Here is an 18,360-nt window from a genome sequence, read left to right on the forward strand (position 1 = left end):
CGATCAATAAGAAAAGGCAAGTCGTGCTTCGCACGACGCGCTCTACCTCACCGCCCTGAAGGACGGTGCTTCACGCGCACACTGGTGAAAGAGCGCGAGCCGCTCGTGCGGCGAGCGCCCGGCGACCATCTGCTTGAAGCCTGAAAACAGTGCGTCGAGCGACACGACCACGCTATCCACCGGGAAGTTGCTCGCGAACATGCAACGTTCGACACCGAAGATAGCCAGCGCATCGCGCACGACTGGCCCGTTGCGTTCCACGCTCCAGCGTACACCCGGCTCGCCGATTCCGGATATTTTCAAATGCACGTTGGGGCACCCGGCCAGCATCGCCAGCGCGTCGCGCCATCCTCGCAAACCTTCGTCGCTGCGATCGGCGGGCAAGCCGGTATGGTTGACGATCATCGTAACGCCGGGAAAATCGCGCGCCAGTTCTGCGGCTTCGGCAAAGTGCCACCACGGCGTCTGCAACTCGAACATCAGATCCGTTTGCGCAAGCAACGCATAGCCTTCGCGCCAGCGGTCGCAACGCATCGAACCCGGCGCTGCGAACGACGCCCTATGCGCTTCGCGCGGCACCGCCTTCGGCTTGTGGCGAACGCTGCGCACGAGCGGCATCGAGCAGAACTCGCGCAACACGAGCGCCACGTCCGCGCGGTCGAGCCAGATCTGGCCGACGACGGCATTCGGGAAACCACAACGTTCATGCAGCGCCGTGGCCCAGCGCGCTTCGCCGGTGGGATCGCGGGCGTCCCACTCGCCTTCCATCATCACGGTGCCGACCACCTTGTGAGGCGCTGCCAGTGCGAAGTAGTCGTCCGGCAGGAAGTCGCGGCAGATCGCTTCGTAGTCGCCATAGCGGAACGCAATGCGCGGCCGGTCGCATAGCCACGGATGATAGTTATGCGTCAGGTCCCAGAAGTGATGATGCGCGTCGACGATCGGCAGCTCGGCGTCGTCACCGCTTGCGAGGAAACGCTCGCGCATCGTGTCGATGGCGCCATTCGTGCACTCGTTCATGCGTTCAGCCCATGCGGTCCATCGCCATCCGCGTGACGATGTCGAACGCCTTCTGGGTCGCGCCGACGTCGGCCTTGCCGCGCCCGTGGATGTCGAATGCGGTGCCGTGCGCGGGCGTCGCGATCGGGATCGGCAAGCCGCCGTGCACGGTGACGCCGCGCCAGAAACCCATCAGCTTCATCGCGATCTGGCCTTGATCGTGATACATCGTGACCACGCCGTCGAACGCCTTCTGGTCGCGCGCGCGCACGAAGATCGTGTCGGCGGGGAACGGTCCCTGCGCGTCGTAGCCGAGCTTGCGCGCCGCTTCGACAGCGGGCGCGATCACGTCGATCTCTTCGCGCCCGAACGCACCATTGTCGCCGTTGTGCGGATTGAACCCGCACACCGCGATGCGCGGCGCCGGGTTGCCGGCACGCTTCAGGCCATCGTGAATCAGTTGCACCGCGCCGACGATCCGCTGCTCCGACAGCTTCTCACTGACATCCTTCAGCGCGATATGCGACGTGACGCGCGAGGTCCACAGTTCGTCGAGCACGTTGAACTCGCAGAAGCTGCCCGTGTAGCCGAGTTGCCGGGCAAACCATTCCATTTCGTCGCCGGGTTCCATGCCGGCCATATGCAGCGAGGTCTTGTTGACCGGCGCAAAAAGCATCCCTTGCGTGACGTTGTTTTGCGTGAGCGTGAGAGCTTCTTTGAACGCCTCCAGGCTATAGCGCCCGCCGCGCTCGGTAGACACCGCGCGCTCATAAGGCTGATCATCGGGCAAGCGGAAATCGATCAGCGACGGCACCCCCGCTTGCCGGAATGCGGCGTCCGCATCGTCGACGACCTGGTACTCGAAGCGCTGATCTGCGATCTCCATCCCGGCCTCCAGCTCGCGCCGGTCGCCGATGATCAGAAGCTCGGCGCGCGCGCGATTGTCGGCCTGCGCGAGCAAACGCGCGATCAGTTCGGGACCGATGCCAGCCGGGTCGCCGAGCAGCGCTGCAATGCGTGGTTTCATGTTGCTAATCCTGTTCCTGTTGTCAGCCAATGCTTCAGGCAATGCGAATTCAAAAGGTGCGGCGCAGATCGATCGCGATCGAGCCGATGATATAAACGAGCGCGCACGCGCCGTAAAAATGCAGGACTACATCGAACGAGCCGGTGCGTTGCAGCACGAAGCCCGTAATCAGCGGAATCGAAATACCGCCGACGCTGCCCGCGCAATTCATCAGCGCGCCGAGCAGTCCGACACGGCGCGGCGGCGCGAGGAGGGACGGCAGACTCCAGTAGAGGCTGCCCCACATCAGGAAGAATGCCGCGACACACAGCACGGCCACCGCCTCGACCGCCGACGAGATCTCCGGCAACGCGGCCAGCACGGCGAGCGTCGTCAGACCGGACACGAAGATCATCCCCTTCACGACCTTGCCGCGCGGCCAGCCGCGATGGCACAACGCGTCGCACAGAAAGCCCCCCGCCAGCGAGCCGAGCGAGCCGCACAGAAATATGAAGAACGTCGACGTGCCGATCTGCTGCAAGCTCAAACCGCGCGCCTGCGTCAGATAGCTCGGGCCCCACGTGAGCAGGCCGAAGAAGATCATCGCCCAGCTCATGCGGCCGACGCACATCGCGAGCGTCGAGCGCAGCGGCAGCTTCGCGTCGGTCCCGCCCTGCAACGCGGCGCCCGCGAGCGGCGCGCCGCTCTCGCGGATATGCCGCAGCTCCGCCGCATTCACGCCCGGATGCCGCGCGGGATTGTCGGTCGACCAGATTGATCAGCGTGATCAGGAACACCACACCGAAAATCCGCCAGCGCACACTGCTCGCCCGCTGCGCAAGAGCGTGGTCGAGCGTGGGGTCGAGCGCCGCATTGCGCGGCGGCTCGCGTGCTTCGAGATGGGTCTGCATGGCTGTCTCCTGCCTGTCGTCGGGCGTCGGCCCGGGCGGCGACACGTGTTACCCGATGATGTTGAAATCGGCGAGATGCTTGTCGCTCAACGTGATGCCGAGGCCCGGCGTGTCGTCGGAAAGCTGCAGGTAGCCCTTCTCCGGACGCGGCTCGCCTTCGAAGATGTAATAGAACAGTTCGTTGCCCACTTCCACGTCGAACACCGGGAAGAACTCGGACATCGGGCTCGCGGTGCTCGCCATCGTCAGATGGTAGTTGTGCATCTGTCCCGCGTGCGGAATCACCGGCACCGACCACGCTTCGGCCATCGCGTTGATCTTGCGCGCCGCCGTGATGCCGCCGACCCGGTTCGTGTCGTACTGGATCACGTCGACCGCCCGGCGTTCGAGCAGATCCTTGAAGCCGTAGCTGGTGAACTCATGCTCGCCGCCCGAGACGGGAATGATGTTCATCTTCTTCAATTCCTGATAACCCTCGACGTCGTCGCCGATCACCGGTTCTTCGATCCAGCGCGGATTGAATTCGGCCAGACGCGGCAGCATCCGGCGCGCGTATTCGAGCGTCCAGCCCATGTAGCATTCGAGCATGATGTCGACCTCGTCACCGACCAGCTCGCGCAACAGGCGAACCTGTTCGAGATTCTTCGCCATGCCCTTCGGGCCATCCTTCGGGCCGTAGCCGAAGCGCATCTTCATCGCGGTGAAGCCGTCTTCCAGGTAGCCCTGCGCCTCGCCGAGGAACGCGTCGCGGTCGTCGTTGTTGTAGAGCTTCGATGCGTAGCACCAGATCTTTTCCTTCGTGCGCCCGCCGAGCAGCTTGAACACCGGCTTCTTCACCGCCTTGCCCATGATGTCCCACAGCGCGATGTCGAGCGCGGAGATCGCCGCCATGCCGATGCCTTTGCGACCCCACGCGAGCGTGCGGCGATACATCTTCTGCCAGATGTATTCGTTGTCGAACGGGTCTTCACCGATTGCGATCGGCGCGAGGTATTCGTCGATGATCTGCTTGGCGATACGCGGCGCAAGCGCGCAATTGCCGATGCCGATCGTGCCGTCGTCGCATTCGATTTCCACCACCAGCCAGCCGTGGAAACGGAACGAGCCCATCGCATCGCCGCGCTCGTAAAGAATGTCCACCGCGTTCGTGCAGAAATGTGCCTGCGGCGGCACGACCTTGCCTTTCCATTCAAAGACGCGCGTGCGGATGTGCTTGATTTTCATGGTCGATGATTCCTTGAAACAGAGTTAGTGGCCCGGGCGTTCGCCGAGCGGGACGGGACGATGAGAGACAGATGAGGATGAGTGCGCAGCGCGCCGGAACGTGAGCAGCAACGCCGCGCCGATCAGACCGACCGCCGACAGCGACAGCATTCCCGCTTGCGGCGAGCCGGTCAGATGCTCGGCCAGGCCCTTCAGATTGGGCGCGACGAAGCCGCCGAGATTGCCGATCGAATTGATCAGCGCGATGCCGCCCGCGGCTGCGGCGCCGCCGAGATAGCCGGTCGGCAGCGTCCAGAAGAGCGGCTGCACGGAGACGAAGCCGATCGCGGCGACGCAGAATGCGGCGAGCGCCAGCGTGACCGATGAGGTGAGCGCGCTTGCAGCGATGCCGAGCGCCGCGAGCGCGAGCATCGCCGCCGCCCATGTCCGATGATGGCCATGGCGATCGGCAAAGCGGGTCACGCAGAAGGTGCCGATAATTGCCGCGATCCACGGAATGGCGGTCAGCAAGCCGACCTTTGTGCCGACGTGGCCGCCCGTGAGTCCGGCAATACGAGTCGGCAGATAGAACACCACACCGTACACGCTCATCTGAACCGCGAAGTAGATCAATGCGCAGAACAGCACGCGCGAGTCGCGCAATGCAGCCAGCACCGAGGCGGGACCATGCGCGAGCTTGCGTTCGTCCTCTTCACGCAATGCGCGGTCCAGCGCTTCACGCTGCGTGGCGTCTAGCCAGGCGGCCTTGGCGGGCCGGTCGGTCAGATAAAAGTACGCGACGACGCCCACAACCGACGCCGCGAGACCTTCGACGACGAACAGCCATTGCCACGGCTGCATGCCGAACGGGTTGCCCGTGTCGAGCAGCACACCCGAGACCGGGCTGCCGAGCAGCAGCGCGAGCGGGAAGCCGAAATAGAACACACCCATGGTCTGCGAGCGCGCCTTGGCCGGAAACCAGTTGGACAGGAACAAAATGATGCCAGGAAAGAAACCCGCTTCGGCAATGCCGAGCAGCGTGCGCAGAAGGTAGAAGCTCGTTGCGTCGTGGACCAGTGCGGTACACGCGGACACGATGCCCCACGTGACCATGATGCGGCTCATCCACACCCGCGCGCCGAAGCGGTACATCAGCAGATTGCTCGGCACTTCGAATGCGGCATAGCCGACGAAGAAGATGCCCGCGCCGAACGCGAACGCCGCGTCGCTCAAGCCCGTGTCGGCTTGCAGCACGTTCTTCGCAAAGCCGACGTTCGCGCGGTCGATGAACGCCAGCACGTACATCAGGACAAGAAAGGGCAACAGTCTGGTGCGCGCTTTGGCAATCGCGCTGTCTAGCGCCGCGCCGGCGGTCGTCGTCATGCTTCGTCTCCTGGATTTTTTAATCGACCCGCGGGAAAGTGCGATCCGCCAGTCGTTCGATAGCCGCTAGTGTGCGAAACTATCCAATAACTGACCACTGAATAAATCGAATCAGCTTATTCCCTGGAGTTATCGCTCACATGATCGCGCCCGCTTCCGCCATTCGCAAACGCCTGCGTCTGCGCCATCTGCAACTGATGGTCGCGCTCTCGGAGACCGAATCATTGCGCCGCGCCGCCGACGACATGGCGATGACCCAGCCTGCTGCCACCAAGGCCTTACAGGAACTCGAAGACGCGATCGGTGTATCGCTGTTCGTGCGGCACGCGCGCGGCATGGAGCCGACCGTGTTCGGCGAGGCCGTGATGCGCTATGCGCGCGTGGTGTTCGAAGATCTCGACGAGTTGCGTGAAGAACTGGCCGGCATCGAGGCCGGCGACATCGGCAAGGTGCGCATCGGCGCGGTGATGGCGCCCTCGCCCGAATTGCTCACGCACACCATCGTCAAGTTGAAGGAAGCGCATCCGCGCCTGCAGATGGCCGTGACGATCGACACCAGCGACGTGCTCGTGCAATCGTTGCAGCAGGACCAGCTGGATATCGTGATCGGCCGGATTCCGGATGGCTTTCCGGCGCTCGACCTGAGCTTCGAGACCTTGTCGGAAGAAGCGTTGTCGATCGTCGTGCGCCCGGATCATCCGGCCGCGCGGGCCGACGCGCGGCCGAAGCTGGCGGAGCTTGCGCTCTATCCGTGGATCATTCAACCGCATCCGAGTCCGATGCGCCAGGTCATCGACCAGACCTTCCGCGAGTCGCGGGTCGCGCCGCCGGTCAGCACCGTCGAGACGTCGTCGATCCTGACCACGTTGTCCTTGCTGCGCGACTCGGACATGCTCGCGGTGTTGCCTAGTTCGGTCGCGCAGTACTACGTCGCGCTCGAGGCGATTGCCGCCGTGTCCACGCCGCTGCGCGGACGGCTCGCGCCCTATGGGTTGATTCTGCGCAAGAACCGGCGCATCAGGCCGGCCACGCAATTGGTGATCGATTCGATTCGCGCGGCGTAAGCCGCGCGTCGGCAAGTTCGATGAGTGGCGCCGTCGAATGAAACAGCCGGGGGGCGAGCGGCTTCAACGGGCTGAACGCTCGGCGAACTCAAGCTCGCCGCCTGTGCCGACATCCGCCGACGCGACCGCAACGTCGAGCGGAATATCCGGCCGCATGAAGAAGGTCGCGACGATACCCACTGCGAGCAGCCCGAGCGAACCCGCGAACGGTAGCGTCCAGCTTCCGGTGCGATCGACCACGAGGCCGAACACGATCGGCGTGAAAATCCCAGCCACCGCCGAACCCGCGTTCACCAGCCCGCTCGCCACGCCCACGTGCTTTGGCGTGATGTCCATCGGCACGGCCCAGATCGGTCCGATCGTCATTTCGAGGAAGAAGAACGACAGGCTCATGCATGCCGCCATCACCGGCAACGACTTCACGACCATCACGGGAGCAAGGAACACCAGCGCGCCGAGAAAGGCCCCGATGATCACGTTGCGCCGCGCCGCCACGACATTGCGGGTGCGCTTGAGCACGCGGTCGCTGAGCACGCCGCCCGCCGTATTGCCGACCACGCCGGACAGAAACACGCCGGCCGAAAACATCGCCGAGCTTTTCAGGTCGAGACCGCGTCCATGCATGAAGAAGGTTGGCAGCCAGGTGAAGAACAGCCAGCCGGTCCATCCATAGCAGAAGTACACGAGCATGGTCGGCCCGATGCGCTTGAGCAGACGCCGCCATGGTGTCGGCTCGCGCGTTTTCTCGACCATCACCTTGCCGGCCGGCGGCAACTCCGCTTCTTCCTGCGCGGTCATATGGCGATGCTTGCGCGGGTTGTCGGTGAAATACCATGCGTAGACCACGACCCACACGAACGTCAACGCGCCGACCACGAGGAACGACGCCCGCCACGACGAATACGCGACCAGCAACGCGACGAACGGCGGCGTGATGGCATTGCCGAGCCGCGAGAACGAATGCGTGAGCCCTTGCACGAAGCCGCGCTTGCTGGACGGAAACCAGTTGGTCAACGCGCGGGCCTGAGCCGGCAAAGCCGCCCCTTCGCCGATGCCGAGCAGCATGCGCGCGCAGAACAGCGACACGATGCCGCCCGCGAGACCGGTGGCGACCGTCGCGACGATCCAGATGCTTGCGCAGGTGACCAGCGTGAGCTTCGCGCCGAACCGGTCGCTGACCCAGCCGCCGATCACCTGGCAGATGGCGTACGTATACGCGAAGGCCGCGAACACGAGACCCACGTTGGTGTTGGTGAGATGCAGGTCGTCGCGGATCAGACCGGCCGCGGCCGACAGGTTGACGCGATCGAGATACATGATGAACGACATCGCGCACATGATCGCGAGAATCGTCCGGCTGACTTTGGGTCGCTGAAACATTGTCTCCTCCGTATTTTCGCCTCGCGACCCATCTGACTCGGGCGCAGGCTGGCTGATGCGTCCAGCCCTGCCCAGGCGAACGCGGCGCTCAGTTTTGTGCCGACATTATCTGGACCCCGGCGATAATTGACCAATGAATTGTTTCGATACTGCGATCACTGGTGGTTATCGCTGCGCGGGCAATCGGCTATCCTTTTCTTTCTGGAGACCAGGAACACCGATATGAACCTCAGGGCCCTACAGTGCTTCGTGATTCTCGCGGAGGAACTCAATTTCAGCCGCGCCGCCGAGCGCCTGCATATCGCGCAACCCGCGCTGAGCCAGCAGATCCGTTCACTCGAAGAGCGGCTCGGCACGCAGCTGGTCGACCGGGCGAGACGCCCACTGATCCTCACCGAAGCCGGCCACTACCTGTGCACCGAAGCGCGCCAGATACTCAACTCACTGGACCAGGCGACCCTCGCCGCGCAGGAAATCGGCGTCGGCCGGCGGGGCTGGCTCAGCATCGGCTTCACGCGTTCGTCGATGTACAGCGTGTTGCCGCCCGCGCTCAAGGCGTTTCATAAGGCATTCCCGCAGGTCGAACTCAAGCTCTTCGAGATGCTCACCGAGGAGCAAACCGATGCGCTGCGCGACATGCGCATTCACATCGGCATCGGCAGGCAGCCGTTGACGGTGGAAGGCTGCACGTCCTATTCATTGCTGCGCGAGCGCGTCATGGTCGCGCTCGAAGCCGGCCATCCGCTGGCGGCGCGCAAAAGCGTGAAAATCGCCGATCTCGCCGAGATTCCATTGATTCTGTATCCTAAGCATCAGAACGCGCAGTTCAAACGTTCGGTGCAGTCGCTCTATCGCGATGCGGGTGTCACGCCGTTCGTCGCGCACGAAGCTTACGAAATCCAGACAGCGATCGCGCTGGTGGCGGCGGGCCTCGGCGTGACGTTCATCGGCGAATCGGTGGCGCGGCACGGGCGCACCGACGTCGTGTTCCGCCATCTGACAGGCCCAGGCTCGTCGTACCGCTCAACGCTCGCGGCCACGTTCCGCACCGATGACGCGTCACCGCATCTGCGAGCCTTTCTTGCATGCCTGCCCGCGCCGCTCAAAGACGCCACACTATAAGCAAAAAACTATACAAGCATAAGCAAGCGGTCTTGGACTCCTCGTGCGCACGTTCTTATCATTGAGACGCTTACACGATAAAACGCAGCGGCGGCTACGGTCGCCGCTGCATGGCAGGAGACAGCATGACCGCATTCAACGAAGCCGCAACCATGCGAAAAGTATACGGGCGCCTGATCCCGTTGCTGTTCGCAATGATGTTCATCAACTACCTCGACCGGATCAATATCGGTTTCGCCGCGCTCGACATGAACAAGCAGTTGGGCTTCAGCCCAGCGGTGTTCGGGTTTGCCGGCAGCATCTTCTTCGTCGGCTACATGCTGCTGGAAATACCCAGCAATCTGCTGTTGCATCGCGTCGGCGCACGTGTCTGGATCGCGCGCATTCTGCTGACGTGGGGCGCGGTCGCCGCGGCCACCGCGTTCGTGTTCAACGATACGAGCTTCTATGTGCTGCGCTTTCTGCTCGGCGTGATGGAAGCGGGCTTTCTGCCTGGTATCGCGGTCTATCTGACCAAATGGTTTCCGGTCCGCTATCGGGCACGGGCGGTCGGCGGCTACATCGTCGCAGGCTCGTTTTCCGCCGTGCTGGGCGGCCCGATCTCCACCGCGCTGATGACCTACGCGAACGGCATCTTCGGTCTGCAAGGCTGGCAGTGGATGTTCATTCTCGAGGGCATTCCCGCGATGCTGCTCGGCCTGCTGACGCTGCGCATCATGACCGAACGCCCGGCCGACGCGAACTGGCTCTCCGACGATGAAAAGCACTGGCTCGAATCGACGCTCGCCGCCGAGCGCGAGGCCATCGGCGGTCGCGCTCATTTTCCGCTGCTGCGCGTGGCGAACGACATCCGCGTATGGAGTCTCGCGGGCCTATTCGGTTGCGCGCTGGTCGGCATTTACGGGCTGTTCTTGTGGCTGCCGCAGATCGTCAAGAGTCTCGGCGAGCTGAGCAATCTCGAAGTCGGCTTTCTGTCCGCCGCGCCGCCCCTGCTCGGCGTGTTGGGCACCTTCCTGATCAGCCGCAGTTCCGACCGCACCGGCGACCGCAAGAAGCACCTCGCGTTCGTGTACGGCATGAGCGCGCTGGCGATCGCCGGCAGCGCGTATGCGCCGAGTCCCGTGATTGCCTATCTGCTGCTGTGCGTGACCGGCTTGTTCATCTATGCGGGCAATCCGCTGTTCTGGAGCCTCGCGTCGTCGTTCAGAACCGGCGCGGCGGGTGCCGCGACGATCGCGCTGATCAACACCGTCGCGCAATTCGGCGGACTGGTCGGCCCCTGGAGCATCGGCCTCGTGCGCGATGCGACTGGCAACTTCAAGCTGGCCTTGCTGACGATCGCGGCGTTCCTGGTAGTCGCCACGATCATCGCGTTGGTGATGCGCGTCACGCCGGCCGAGGACGAAGCCACCTCGCTTGCCACCGGCGAGGCCGCGCCGCGAACCTGAGCATTCTGATTGAAACAGCGGAGACCGCTCACCGCGCGAACGGAAACAGAGCCGACGCGCCAACACGTCAATGCGCATGAACACTAGAGGATATTGCACAGCATGATCATCGACTGCCACGGTCATTACACGACCTCGCCGCCTCAGCACGAAGCCTGGCGCACCCAACAGATCGCCGCGCTGAAGGTTGGCGGCACACCACCCCCACGGCCCTTCATCGGCGACGACGAGATTCGCGAAAGCATCGAAAACGGCCAGTTGCGCATTCAGCGCGAACGCGGCACCGACCTCACGATCTTCTCGCCGCGCGCCGCCGGCATGGGCCATCATCTGGCCGGCGCCGCAGCGAATGCGATCTGGTCAGGCGAATGCAACGACCTCGTGCATCGCGTGTGCGAGCTGTTTCCGCGTAACTTCGTCGGCGTGTGCCAGTTGCCGCAAGCGCCGGGCGTGCCGCCCGCCAACTGCATCGCCGAATTGCGGCGCTGTGTCGAAGACCTCGGCTTCATCGGCTGCAATCTGAATCCCGATCCGTCCGGCGGCCATTGGAGCGGCTTGCCGCTCACGGACCGCTCGTGGTATCCGCTCTACGAAGCGATGGTGGAACTCGACGTGCCGGCGATGATTCACGTGTCCTCGTCGTGCAATCCGAACTTCCATGCGACGGGCGCGCATTACATCAACGGCGACACGTCCGCGTTCATGCAGTTGCTTCAGGGCGACCTGTTCGCCGACTTCCCCACGCTGCGCCTCGTCATTCCGCACGGCGGCGGCGCGGTGCCGTATCACTGGGGACGTTATCGCGGGCTCGCGCAAGACATGAAACGGCCGCTGCTCGAAGACCATCTGCTGAGGAACGTATTCTTCGACACCTGTGTTTATCACCTGCCGGGCGCCGAGTTGCTCGCCAAGGTCATTCCGGTCGAGAACATCCTGTTCGCGTCGGAGACGATCGGCGCGGTACAAGGCATCGATCCGCGCACGGGCCACCACTACGACGACACGCGCCGCTATATCGACGCGATCGAATGGCTCAGCGACTCGGACCGGCAATGCATCTACGAAGACAACGCGCGCAGCGTCTATGCGCGGCTGCCGCGTCAACCCGATCGACAATTCTCCGCGCAGGGGGCAACGGTATGAATCCAATCGGATGGCGTGAATACGAGTGCGCGCCGCAGGCTAGGCCAGCCACACTCGATGCGTTGCGCGAACTGGCGGTGTCGCTGCTCAGCGATAACATGGCCCGCGCGAGCGGCACGGTCGGTTTGCAGCCGTATCATCGGCCGCGGCCAATGGCTGGCACCGCCCTCACGATCCGTACCCGGCCCGGCGACAATCTCGCGATTCATCGCGCGTTCGAATATTGCCGGCCGGGCGACGTGCTGGTGATCGACGGCGCGGGCGATCTCACGCAGGCGCTGATGGGCGAGATCATGGCGACCTTCGCGGAAAGTCTCGGCGTCCACGGCCTCGTAATCGACGGCGCGATTCGCGATGTCGGCGCGCTGCGTCAGCACGATTTTCCCGTCTACGCGCGCGGGGTCACGCATCGCGGACCCTACAAGCACGGGCCAGGCGAAATCAACGTGCCGGTCACAGTGGGCGGCATGATCGTGCATCCAGGAGATATCATTGTCGGCGACGAAGACGGCGTGCTCGCGATCGCACCCGTCGACGTCGAAGCGGTGATCGAAGGCGCGCGTCGCCAGCACGCGAAGGAAGCGGCTGCGCTGGCGTCGATTGCGAACGGCAGCTTCGACCGCGCATGGGTCGCTCCCCAGCGGGACCGGATGATGAACAACTGACCACGAGCCACATGGCGCAATACCTGAACGCAGCAACGCTCCTCGAACTCGCGCGCGCGGCGCAAACGCGCGCCACCGCGCCTTGCGCATGCACGAAAACGCCGCTGGACGGCTGGCAATCGCAGCCGCTCTCGCTCGACGAAACGCAGTTCGAGGAAATCGGCACGCTGTTGCCGGAAGACGATCCTGAGCCGACGTTCAGCGAGTACCTGCCTGGCAAGTCCAACTACTGGTCGGCCGACGCGCCGATCGCACCACGCTACTTCCCGTACAACCGCTGCGCGGTCTGGCGGTGCTCGTCGTGCGGGCGTCTTTATCTGCGCTATGTCGAAGGCGGCGGGTATTTCGTCGACCGCAGAATCCGCGCGGTGCGAGCCGAGCTGATCGAGGACGTGCCGCTGCCTGAGTGACGCCGATGCAGCGCCGGCGCGCGCGGTTTCGCCACGTCATCACGCCGCACGCGGTACCATGACGGCCTTTCAGGCAACCGTCAAACACATTCCAATGAAGCCCGCGCGCTGGGCCGGCGTATTTTTTTGCTGGTGACAGCAACCGGCTGGGCCCTCAACTGGCCCGCGATGAAAATTTTGCTGCGAGAGTGGCCTCCTTTGTTTTCGCGTGGCGTGGCCGGTGTGACGGCGGCGTTCCTGCTCGCGATCGTCGCGCTCTGTTCGGGCGAGCAGCTTCGGGTTCCGCGCCAGTTGATGCCACGCATGCTGCTCGCGGCCAGCACCAACGTGTTCGCGTGGATGGGGTTCTCCACGCTGTCGATGAAATGGCTGAGCGTGAGCGAAGGCGCGCTGCTCGTCTATACGATGCCGATCTGGGCAATGCTGCTCGCCTGGCCGGTGCTGGCGCGGCGGCCGTCCGCGGAAGGTTTCGTATCGCTCGCACTGGGACTTGCCGGGGTCGTCGTGCTGCTTGGCGGCCAGGGGTTCGCGTTCGACGCGGGCAAGCTCGCCGGCATTCTGTTCGCGCTGCTCGCCGCCGTGCTGTTCGCGCTCGGCACCGTCATCACTCGCACGCCAATTCCCATTGCGCCGATCACACTGGTGGCGTGGCAGGTCGGGCTCGGTTGCGCGCCGATGATCGTGCTGGGGTTGCTGATCGAGCATCCGCACGTCACCGCATTGAATACGGCAGGCTGGGCCGTGCTGATCTACATGACCCTCGTGCCGATGGGCGTCTGCTATCTGGCGTGGTTCGCAACGCTGCGCCATCTGACGCCGGAGGTGGCGTCGATCGGCATCCTGCTGGTGCCGATCATGGGCATCGTCGCAGCCGCGCTGTCGCTCGGCGAGCCTCTCGGCTTCAGGGAGATCGCGGCGATGGCGCTGACCCTCAGCGGAGTGGCGCTGGCGCTGCGGCGCAAGCGTCAAGGCAAGCAGGCTGCCGCCTGACGCCGCCCGTCATTTATTGCGCCCCACCGACACGAACTCCTTCACCCGCCGTGCGAGAGTGCCCAGCACGCCCGCAGGCGGATTCGCGGACGCTTGTCTGTGCGGCATGCGCTGCAGGTCGTGCAGGTCGTCATGAAGCGCACGCGCATGAGCCCCAGGCGAAAACGGCCATTCGATCACGACCGCCCGCAGGAGCGCCCCGCGCGGCCCTTTCTCCGCGCTGTCGATATACGCGTTGATCGCCGTCGCCTCCTGCCGCGCCGATTCGTGGGAATCGGTGGCAATGAAGTCGTTCAGTCCTTCGATATGGACGCACCATAACCGTTCGCTCACATCCCGTCTCCGTTGGGGTTCTGAAATCGCCCGCTAGATGAATAGCCTCGCATTCGCTGCTGACATTCGCACTTAAGATGCGGCTCTCAGCCGCTCCCAGTTCAGGTCAGAGAAACACGGGCCCTGCGTGGCCTCGCTGAACTTCACGTCGTTGTGCTCACCGTTCCACTCCAGCACCTGGACATGGCTGTTCGCATCGACCGTGACATCCCATCCCACGCAGCGCGCAAACGGGATCTGCTTATGCAGCCCGAGCACGGTGGCCACGCACTGCGCAAATGCCGGAACCCTTACGCCGGCAAAACGGACCTTCGAATCCGGATGCTCTTGCGTCGCGCCCCAATCGCTCAGGTAGCCTTCGCGGCACAGTTCACCGGTTGCCAGGTTGATCGGCACGCAGACTTCGTGCTCAGGGCGGATATGGGTCTCTTCCGCTCTGCCGAGCCGCAGGAAACATGCTCGAACTGAAATACGGCCGGCGTCGTCCACTACCGTCGTAAAGCGCAACGTGGCGACGGACTTCGCAGCAAAAGCATTGAACAGACGGTGCTGAACAACGAATTTCTGTATCACGCCGTTGCCCAGCGCCTTGATCGCTTCGCCGTCGAAAGTGTCTTTGTCGAAGATGTGGACGCCATTGCCCTGCTTCGAGCCATCCGTTTTGAACACCACTCGATCGGAATGCTGGAATACGACGCTCTTGAGTTCGTGCTCGGGCACCACCACACATTGGTCCGTAAAAAAGAGGCCGTTGGCGAAATAGGCCACGTCTGGAAACGTGTCGCCGTCGAGGATCAGCCGCGATACCGGCTTCAGATTGGATATCTTGCCGTACCAGCCTTTCATGTTCGGCACCACGACACTGCCGTAGTAGTTGTCCGGAATCCAGCCTTCCTTGAATGATCTGCTGAATGCCGCGTAGACGCGCAGCCAGGGTGCGTAGACCATGTCGCCGAACACGTCGCGCGCGTAGGTGTTGGCCAGTTTGAGGTTCGCCGGGTCCGCCCTGCCGTATTTCTCCTCCAGTAGTTGCAGCACTTTCCTCGCCTGGGCTCCATGCCCGCGGTGGAACCTGTAGAGTGCCGCCTTCTTGACGGATCGTCTCGCTATGTTCTCAACGTATAATGACATCATGTTCCCCCCCAACCGCTAGCCGTTTGCTCTTTTAATCGGTCCCGCGCAAACATGCCGGGCCGGATGCAGCCGCCACCCGCAACCGCTGCTTGCGACGGCCGCGTGCAACCGCATCCACCCAGCGTACTGCGTACTGCCTTCATAGCCAACTACTTGTTCCTGTACCGTATTACTGGAGCCTCGATCTAACATCAGTAAGCGTTAGGATGATGAAGCCCCTTGAATACAGTCGCGAAAATGATCTTTACATCCAGTCTGAACGACCAGTTCCGTAAGTAATACAAATCGTGTGCCACCCGGCCCTCCATCTTTTCGATACGGTCGGTTTCGCCGCGAAAGCCGTTGATCTGCGCCCAGCCGGTAATGCCGGGTTTGATGCGGTAGCGATGGATATAACCGGAAACAATGTTCTGGTAGAGATCGTCGTGTTCGAGCGCGTGAGGACGCGGGCCCACCACCGACATATCGCCGCGCAGCACGTTGAAGAATTGCGGCAGTTCATCGAGGCTCGTGCGCCGCAAGAATCCGCCGACTCTGGTGATGCGCGGATCGTCGCGCGTTGCCTGTTCGAGCACGCCAGGCTTCTGTTCGTGCAGACGCATGGTGCGGAACTTGTAGATCTGGAACACCCGTCCGTCGGCGCCTTTACGGAATTGCTTGAAGAACACCGGGCCGCGCGAACTCAATTTCACTGCAATCGCGCAGGCCAGCAGAATCGGCGCCACCGCGATCAGCGCGGCCAGCGCAAAGAGGCGGTCGAACAATTCCTTCTGCACCATTGCATTGGGCGGTAACGGCGACGCGGCCAGATTGATCGTCGGCACGCCTAGCAGGTCGGTGATGCTGCCTTCGAACAGCGCGAGTGCGCGCACATCGGGCATGAACCGTATATTGACCAGGTCATTGCGAAACTCGTCGACCAGCCGGAGAATCGCGCGCTCTTCGGTGAGCGGCAACGCCAGCCAGACTTCGCCGATGTTCTGCTCGCGAACGTAGCGGGCAAAAGCGGCATGCTCTTCAAAGACCCGCACGGGCGACGTGATCGCGGCCGAGCTGTCCGGGCGCACGTTATACAGCGCATTCGCGCGAAAGCCCGCAGCGGGCGACAACTCCATCTTGCGAATGATCTCCTCGCAATGATCCCCGCATGCGGCCACCGCCACCTGCTGCAAATTCAAGCCGGCATGGCGAACGCGGCCCAACAGAATGTGCGTGGTCATGCGGCCGGCCATCATCGCGGCACCTGCAATCCCGGTCCAATACACAAACCAGAGCCGCGAAACAAAGTCGATCCGGTGCAGGGAGAACATCAATGCCATCGCGCATCCCTGCACAATCAGCCAACCGAGAGCGACCTGTCCTACGAGCGCTCTTTTGGAGCGGCCGCGCCATGATGCATACACACCGAGCGCCGGAAACACGGCGAGCGAAAACGCCGCGGCGAAAGCAACGAAAGCCAGATAGAAGCTTCGCTGGGAGCCCGAATCGAAGCGGATCTGGGAGGCTGCGAAAGCGCCCGCGAGGATCATCGCCACGTCGAACAATCTCGCCAATAGACCTGTAATCAATCGCATTGCAGCCCCCTGAGAGCACGCACCCGTTCGATACAATCGATTCAGCCGCAACGTCCATACTTGTCATCGAATCTGACGATGTCGTCTTCGCCAAGATAGGTGCCCGACTGAACCTCGATGATTTGCAGCGGCACGCGGCCGGGATTCTCCAGACGATGGCGTATGCCCAGCGGAATGTAAGTCGACTCGTTCTCACCCAGAAGAAACTGTTCTTCCCCGCGGGTGACGAGCGCGGTTCCGCTCACGACAACCCAGTGCTCGGCGCGGTGATGATGCATTTGCAGCGACAGCCGCGCGCCCGGCATCACGACGATGCGTTTGACCTGGAAACGGTCGCCGTGGTCGATCGAATCGTAGAAGCCCCATGGCCGACGAACCTTTCTGTGCGCGTCGGCTTCGGGCGATTTCTCCCGCTTGATGCGCGACACCAGTCCCTTGATGTCCTGCACGTGTGAGCGGTCGGCGACGAGCACGGCATCGTCCGTCTCGATCACGATCAGATTGCTGGTGCCGACACACGCCAGCAGCCGGCCGCCTTGCGAGCGTGCATAGGTCGCGGTTGCGCCCTCGAACAGCACGCGTCCATTCGACGCGTTACCGCATTCATCCTTTTCCATAGCCTGCCAGACCGCGTCCCACGAGCCTAGATCCGACCAGCCAGCGACGAGTGGCACCACCACGCCGGCGAACGGCACGTCGGGCTTGCCTATTTGCTCCATTACCGCGTAGTCGATCGAGTCGGATGGGGAGCGCAGAAATTCGGGCGCGTCCGGAACCACACACTCATCGGTCTTCTTGGCGCCACCGTAAGCCTGAACACAGGCGGCATGAATCTGCGGTTGAAGCCGCTCGATCATCGCGAGCCATACGGACGAACGCACCACGAACATCCCGCTGTTCCACCAGTATTGGCCCGACTCCACGTATTGAGCCGCGAGTTCCGTCGCCGGCTTCTCCACGAAACGCTCGATGCGGCGCGCGCCATCCTGTATCTCGCTGCCGAGCCGGATATAGCCGAAACCCGTGTCCACATGATCAGGCGGCACGCCGAGTGTGGCGATCGATCCCGATTGCGCGAAACGGGCTGCAATGTCGATCGCGCGATGCAGCGCGTTCAGATCCGCAATCGCATGATCGGCGGGCATCACGACGAGGATGGCGTCCTGTCCGTCCGCGCACGCGGCCAATGCGGCGAGTGTGAGCGCCGGTGCCGTATCGCGGCGAGCGGGCTCGACCACGATGCGCGCATTCACGCCAATTTCCCGAGCCTGTTCGTAGGTGGCGAAATAATGCTCGGCCCCGCAGACAACTACCGGGTCCGCCGCGACGTCCCACGTGCTGTTAAAACCCGCCATGCGTCCCATCGTGGCCTGTAGCAAGGTCTGATTGCCGATCACGTCGATCAGTTGCTTCGGAAACTGTTCGCGCGACACCGGCCACAGGCGAGTGCCCGATCCGCCGGCGAGAATCACTTGCACGAGCGGCGGATAATCCACCTGCGCGTTGCCGAACGAATTGGTGTCCGTCTCGCCAGCAACCATCGTAGCCTTGCTCATAGAAAGCTCCTTTACATTGAAGCGAACCAGGTACGGCTC

At 63.0% G+C, this 18,360-nt stretch carries 17 protein-coding genes; 7 read left to right on the top strand and 10 right to left on the bottom strand.

What is annotated here, in order from left to right; translation table 11 throughout:
- Positions 1-42 precede the first annotated feature (42 nt).
- The 5 genes from P0D89_RS32635 to P0D89_RS32655 all read right to left on the bottom strand — a co-directional run bounded on the left by P0D89_RS32635 (position 43) and on the right by P0D89_RS32655 (position 5,502).
- Entirely contained in the window at positions 43-1,020 is a 978-nt protein-coding gene (locus P0D89_RS32635) for an amidohydrolase family protein (protein ID WP_408364088.1), read from the bottom strand.
- Between the two features lie 4 nt (positions 1,021-1,024).
- The gene (locus tag P0D89_RS32640) at positions 1,025-2,026 is read right to left on the bottom strand and encodes a 4-hydroxythreonine-4-phosphate dehydrogenase PdxA (RefSeq protein WP_408364086.1); all 1,002 of its coding nucleotides are present in this window, start codon (positions 2,024-2,026) and stop codon (positions 1,025-1,027) included.
- Positions 2,027-2,075: 49 nt separating this feature from the next.
- Positions 2,076-2,744: an MFS transporter gene (locus P0D89_RS32645; RefSeq protein WP_408364084.1), complete on the bottom strand. Its 669-nt coding sequence runs from the start codon at positions 2,742-2,744 to the stop codon at positions 2,076-2,078.
- Positions 2,745-2,964: 220 nt separating this feature from the next.
- Positions 2,965-4,140: an L-rhamnonate dehydratase gene (locus tag P0D89_RS32650; protein ID WP_408364082.1), complete on the bottom strand. Its 1,176-nt coding sequence runs from the start codon at positions 4,138-4,140 to the stop codon at positions 2,965-2,967.
- 24 nt (positions 4,141-4,164) lie between these two features.
- Positions 4,165-5,502 carry an MFS transporter gene (locus P0D89_RS32655; protein WP_408364080.1) on the bottom strand — a complete coding sequence of 446 codons (1,338 nt, stop codon included), beginning with the start codon at positions 5,500-5,502 and terminating at the stop codon, positions 4,165-4,167.
- 140 nt (positions 5,503-5,642) lie between these two features.
- On the opposite strand from P0D89_RS32655, the gene P0D89_RS32660 reads away from it, so the two are divergent.
- On the top strand, positions 5,643-6,566 hold the full coding sequence (locus P0D89_RS32660) for a LysR family transcriptional regulator (protein WP_408377732.1): 924 nt from the start codon (positions 5,643-5,645) through the stop codon (positions 6,564-6,566).
- Positions 6,567-6,629: 63 nt separating this feature from the next.
- Here the strand turns inward: P0D89_RS32660 and P0D89_RS32665 are convergent, their stop codons facing one another.
- A complete protein-coding gene (locus tag P0D89_RS32665) occupies positions 6,630-7,946 on the bottom strand; it encodes an MFS transporter (protein WP_408364076.1) in 1,317 nt (438 codons plus the stop codon).
- A 222-nt stretch (positions 7,947-8,168) separates the two neighbouring features.
- Here P0D89_RS32665 and P0D89_RS32670 point away from each other — a divergent pair, with 222 nt between their 5' ends.
- From P0D89_RS32670 to P0D89_RS32695, 6 genes are all read left to right on the top strand, one after another.
- Positions 8,169-9,068, top strand: a complete 900-nt coding sequence (locus P0D89_RS32670) for a LysR family transcriptional regulator (RefSeq protein WP_408364074.1) — start codon at positions 8,169-8,171, stop codon at positions 9,066-9,068.
- A gap of 125 nt (positions 9,069-9,193) precedes the next feature.
- Positions 9,194-10,516, top strand: coding sequence for an MFS transporter (locus tag P0D89_RS32675; RefSeq protein WP_408377734.1), 1,323 nt, complete (start codon positions 9,194-9,196; stop codon positions 10,514-10,516).
- 102 nt (positions 10,517-10,618) lie between these two features.
- Positions 10,619-11,659, top strand: coding sequence for an amidohydrolase family protein (locus P0D89_RS32680; protein ID WP_408377736.1), 1,041 nt, complete (start codon positions 10,619-10,621; stop codon positions 11,657-11,659).
- Positions 11,656-12,324, top strand: coding sequence for an RraA family protein (locus P0D89_RS32685; protein ID WP_408364070.1), 669 nt, complete (start codon positions 11,656-11,658; stop codon positions 12,322-12,324). The genes P0D89_RS32680 and P0D89_RS32685 overlap by 4 nt, the downstream gene beginning before the upstream one ends.
- Before the next feature lie 11 nt (positions 12,325-12,335).
- The gene (locus P0D89_RS32690) at positions 12,336-12,734 is read left to right on the top strand and encodes a hypothetical protein (RefSeq protein WP_408364068.1); all 399 of its coding nucleotides are present in this window, start codon (positions 12,336-12,338) and stop codon (positions 12,732-12,734) included.
- Positions 12,735-12,902: 168 nt separating this feature from the next.
- Complete coding sequence (locus tag P0D89_RS32695) at positions 12,903-13,724, top strand: DMT family transporter (protein WP_408364094.1); 822 nt, start codon at positions 12,903-12,905, stop codon at positions 13,722-13,724.
- Positions 13,725-13,733: 9 nt separating this feature from the next.
- Here the strand turns inward: P0D89_RS32695 and P0D89_RS32700 are convergent, their stop codons facing one another.
- From P0D89_RS32700 to P0D89_RS32715, 4 genes are all read right to left on the bottom strand, one after another.
- Positions 13,734-14,057 carry a hypothetical protein gene (locus P0D89_RS32700; protein WP_408364066.1) on the bottom strand — a complete coding sequence of 108 codons (324 nt, stop codon included), beginning with the start codon at positions 14,055-14,057 and terminating at the stop codon, positions 13,734-13,736.
- Positions 14,058-14,129: 72 nt separating this feature from the next.
- Positions 14,130-15,191: a sugar-transfer associated ATP-grasp domain-containing protein gene (locus tag P0D89_RS32705; protein WP_408364064.1), complete on the bottom strand. Its 1,062-nt coding sequence runs from the start codon at positions 15,189-15,191 to the stop codon at positions 14,130-14,132.
- Between the two features lie 191 nt (positions 15,192-15,382).
- On the bottom strand, positions 15,383-16,765 hold the full coding sequence (locus tag P0D89_RS32710) for an undecaprenyl-phosphate glucose phosphotransferase (protein ID WP_408364062.1): 1,383 nt from the start codon (positions 16,763-16,765) through the stop codon (positions 15,383-15,385).
- A 41-nt stretch (positions 16,766-16,806) separates the two neighbouring features.
- On the bottom strand, positions 16,807-18,321 hold the full coding sequence (locus P0D89_RS32715) for a mannose-1-phosphate guanylyltransferase/mannose-6-phosphate isomerase (protein ID WP_408364060.1): 1,515 nt from the start codon (positions 18,319-18,321) through the stop codon (positions 16,807-16,809).
- Positions 18,322-18,360 lie beyond the last annotated feature (39 nt).

Source organism: Paraburkholderia sp. RL18-085-BIA-A (assembly GCF_046027075.1).
Taxonomy (GTDB): Bacteria; Pseudomonadota; Gammaproteobacteria; order Burkholderiales; family Burkholderiaceae; genus Paraburkholderia.

Excerpts from the sequence above, each read along its gene's own strand:
- P0D89_RS32660 (WP_408377732.1), top strand. The coding sequence starts at position 5,643 with ATGATCGCGCCCGCTTCCGCCATTCGCAAACGCCTGCGTCTGCGCCAT.
- P0D89_RS32680 (WP_408377736.1), top strand. The coding sequence starts at position 10,619 with ATGATCATCGACTGCCACGGTCATTACACGACCTCGCCGCCTCAGCAC.
- P0D89_RS32715 (WP_408364060.1), bottom strand. The coding sequence starts at position 18,321 with ATGAGCAAGGCTACGATGGTTGCTGGCGAGACGGACACCAATTCGTTC.
- P0D89_RS32640 (WP_408364086.1), bottom strand. The coding sequence starts at position 2,026 with ATGAAACCACGCATTGCAGCGCTGCTCGGCGACCCGGCTGGCATCGGT.
- P0D89_RS32675 (WP_408377734.1), top strand. The coding sequence starts at position 9,194 with ATGACCGCATTCAACGAAGCCGCAACCATGCGAAAAGTATACGGGCGC.
- P0D89_RS32685 (WP_408364070.1), top strand. The coding sequence starts at position 11,656 with ATGAATCCAATCGGATGGCGTGAATACGAGTGCGCGCCGCAGGCTAGG.
- P0D89_RS32650 (WP_408364082.1), bottom strand. The coding sequence starts at position 4,140 with ATGAAAATCAAGCACATCCGCACGCGCGTCTTTGAATGGAAAGGCAAG.
- P0D89_RS32710 (WP_408364062.1), bottom strand. The coding sequence starts at position 16,765 with ATGCGATTGATTACAGGTCTATTGGCGAGATTGTTCGACGTGGCGATG.
- P0D89_RS32655 (WP_408364080.1), bottom strand. The coding sequence starts at position 5,502 with ATGACGACGACCGCCGGCGCGGCGCTAGACAGCGCGATTGCCAAAGCG.
- P0D89_RS32695 (WP_408364094.1), top strand. The coding sequence starts at position 12,903 with ATGAAAATTTTGCTGCGAGAGTGGCCTCCTTTGTTTTCGCGTGGCGTG.
- P0D89_RS32705 (WP_408364064.1), bottom strand. The coding sequence starts at position 15,191 with ATGATGTCATTATACGTTGAGAACATAGCGAGACGATCCGTCAAGAAG.
- P0D89_RS32665 (WP_408364076.1), bottom strand. The coding sequence starts at position 7,946 with ATGTTTCAGCGACCCAAAGTCAGCCGGACGATTCTCGCGATCATGTGC.
- P0D89_RS32635 (WP_408364088.1), bottom strand. The coding sequence starts at position 1,020 with ATGAACGAGTGCACGAATGGCGCCATCGACACGATGCGCGAGCGTTTC.
- P0D89_RS32690 (WP_408364068.1), top strand. The coding sequence starts at position 12,336 with ATGGCGCAATACCTGAACGCAGCAACGCTCCTCGAACTCGCGCGCGCG.
- P0D89_RS32670 (WP_408364074.1), top strand. The coding sequence starts at position 8,169 with ATGAACCTCAGGGCCCTACAGTGCTTCGTGATTCTCGCGGAGGAACTC.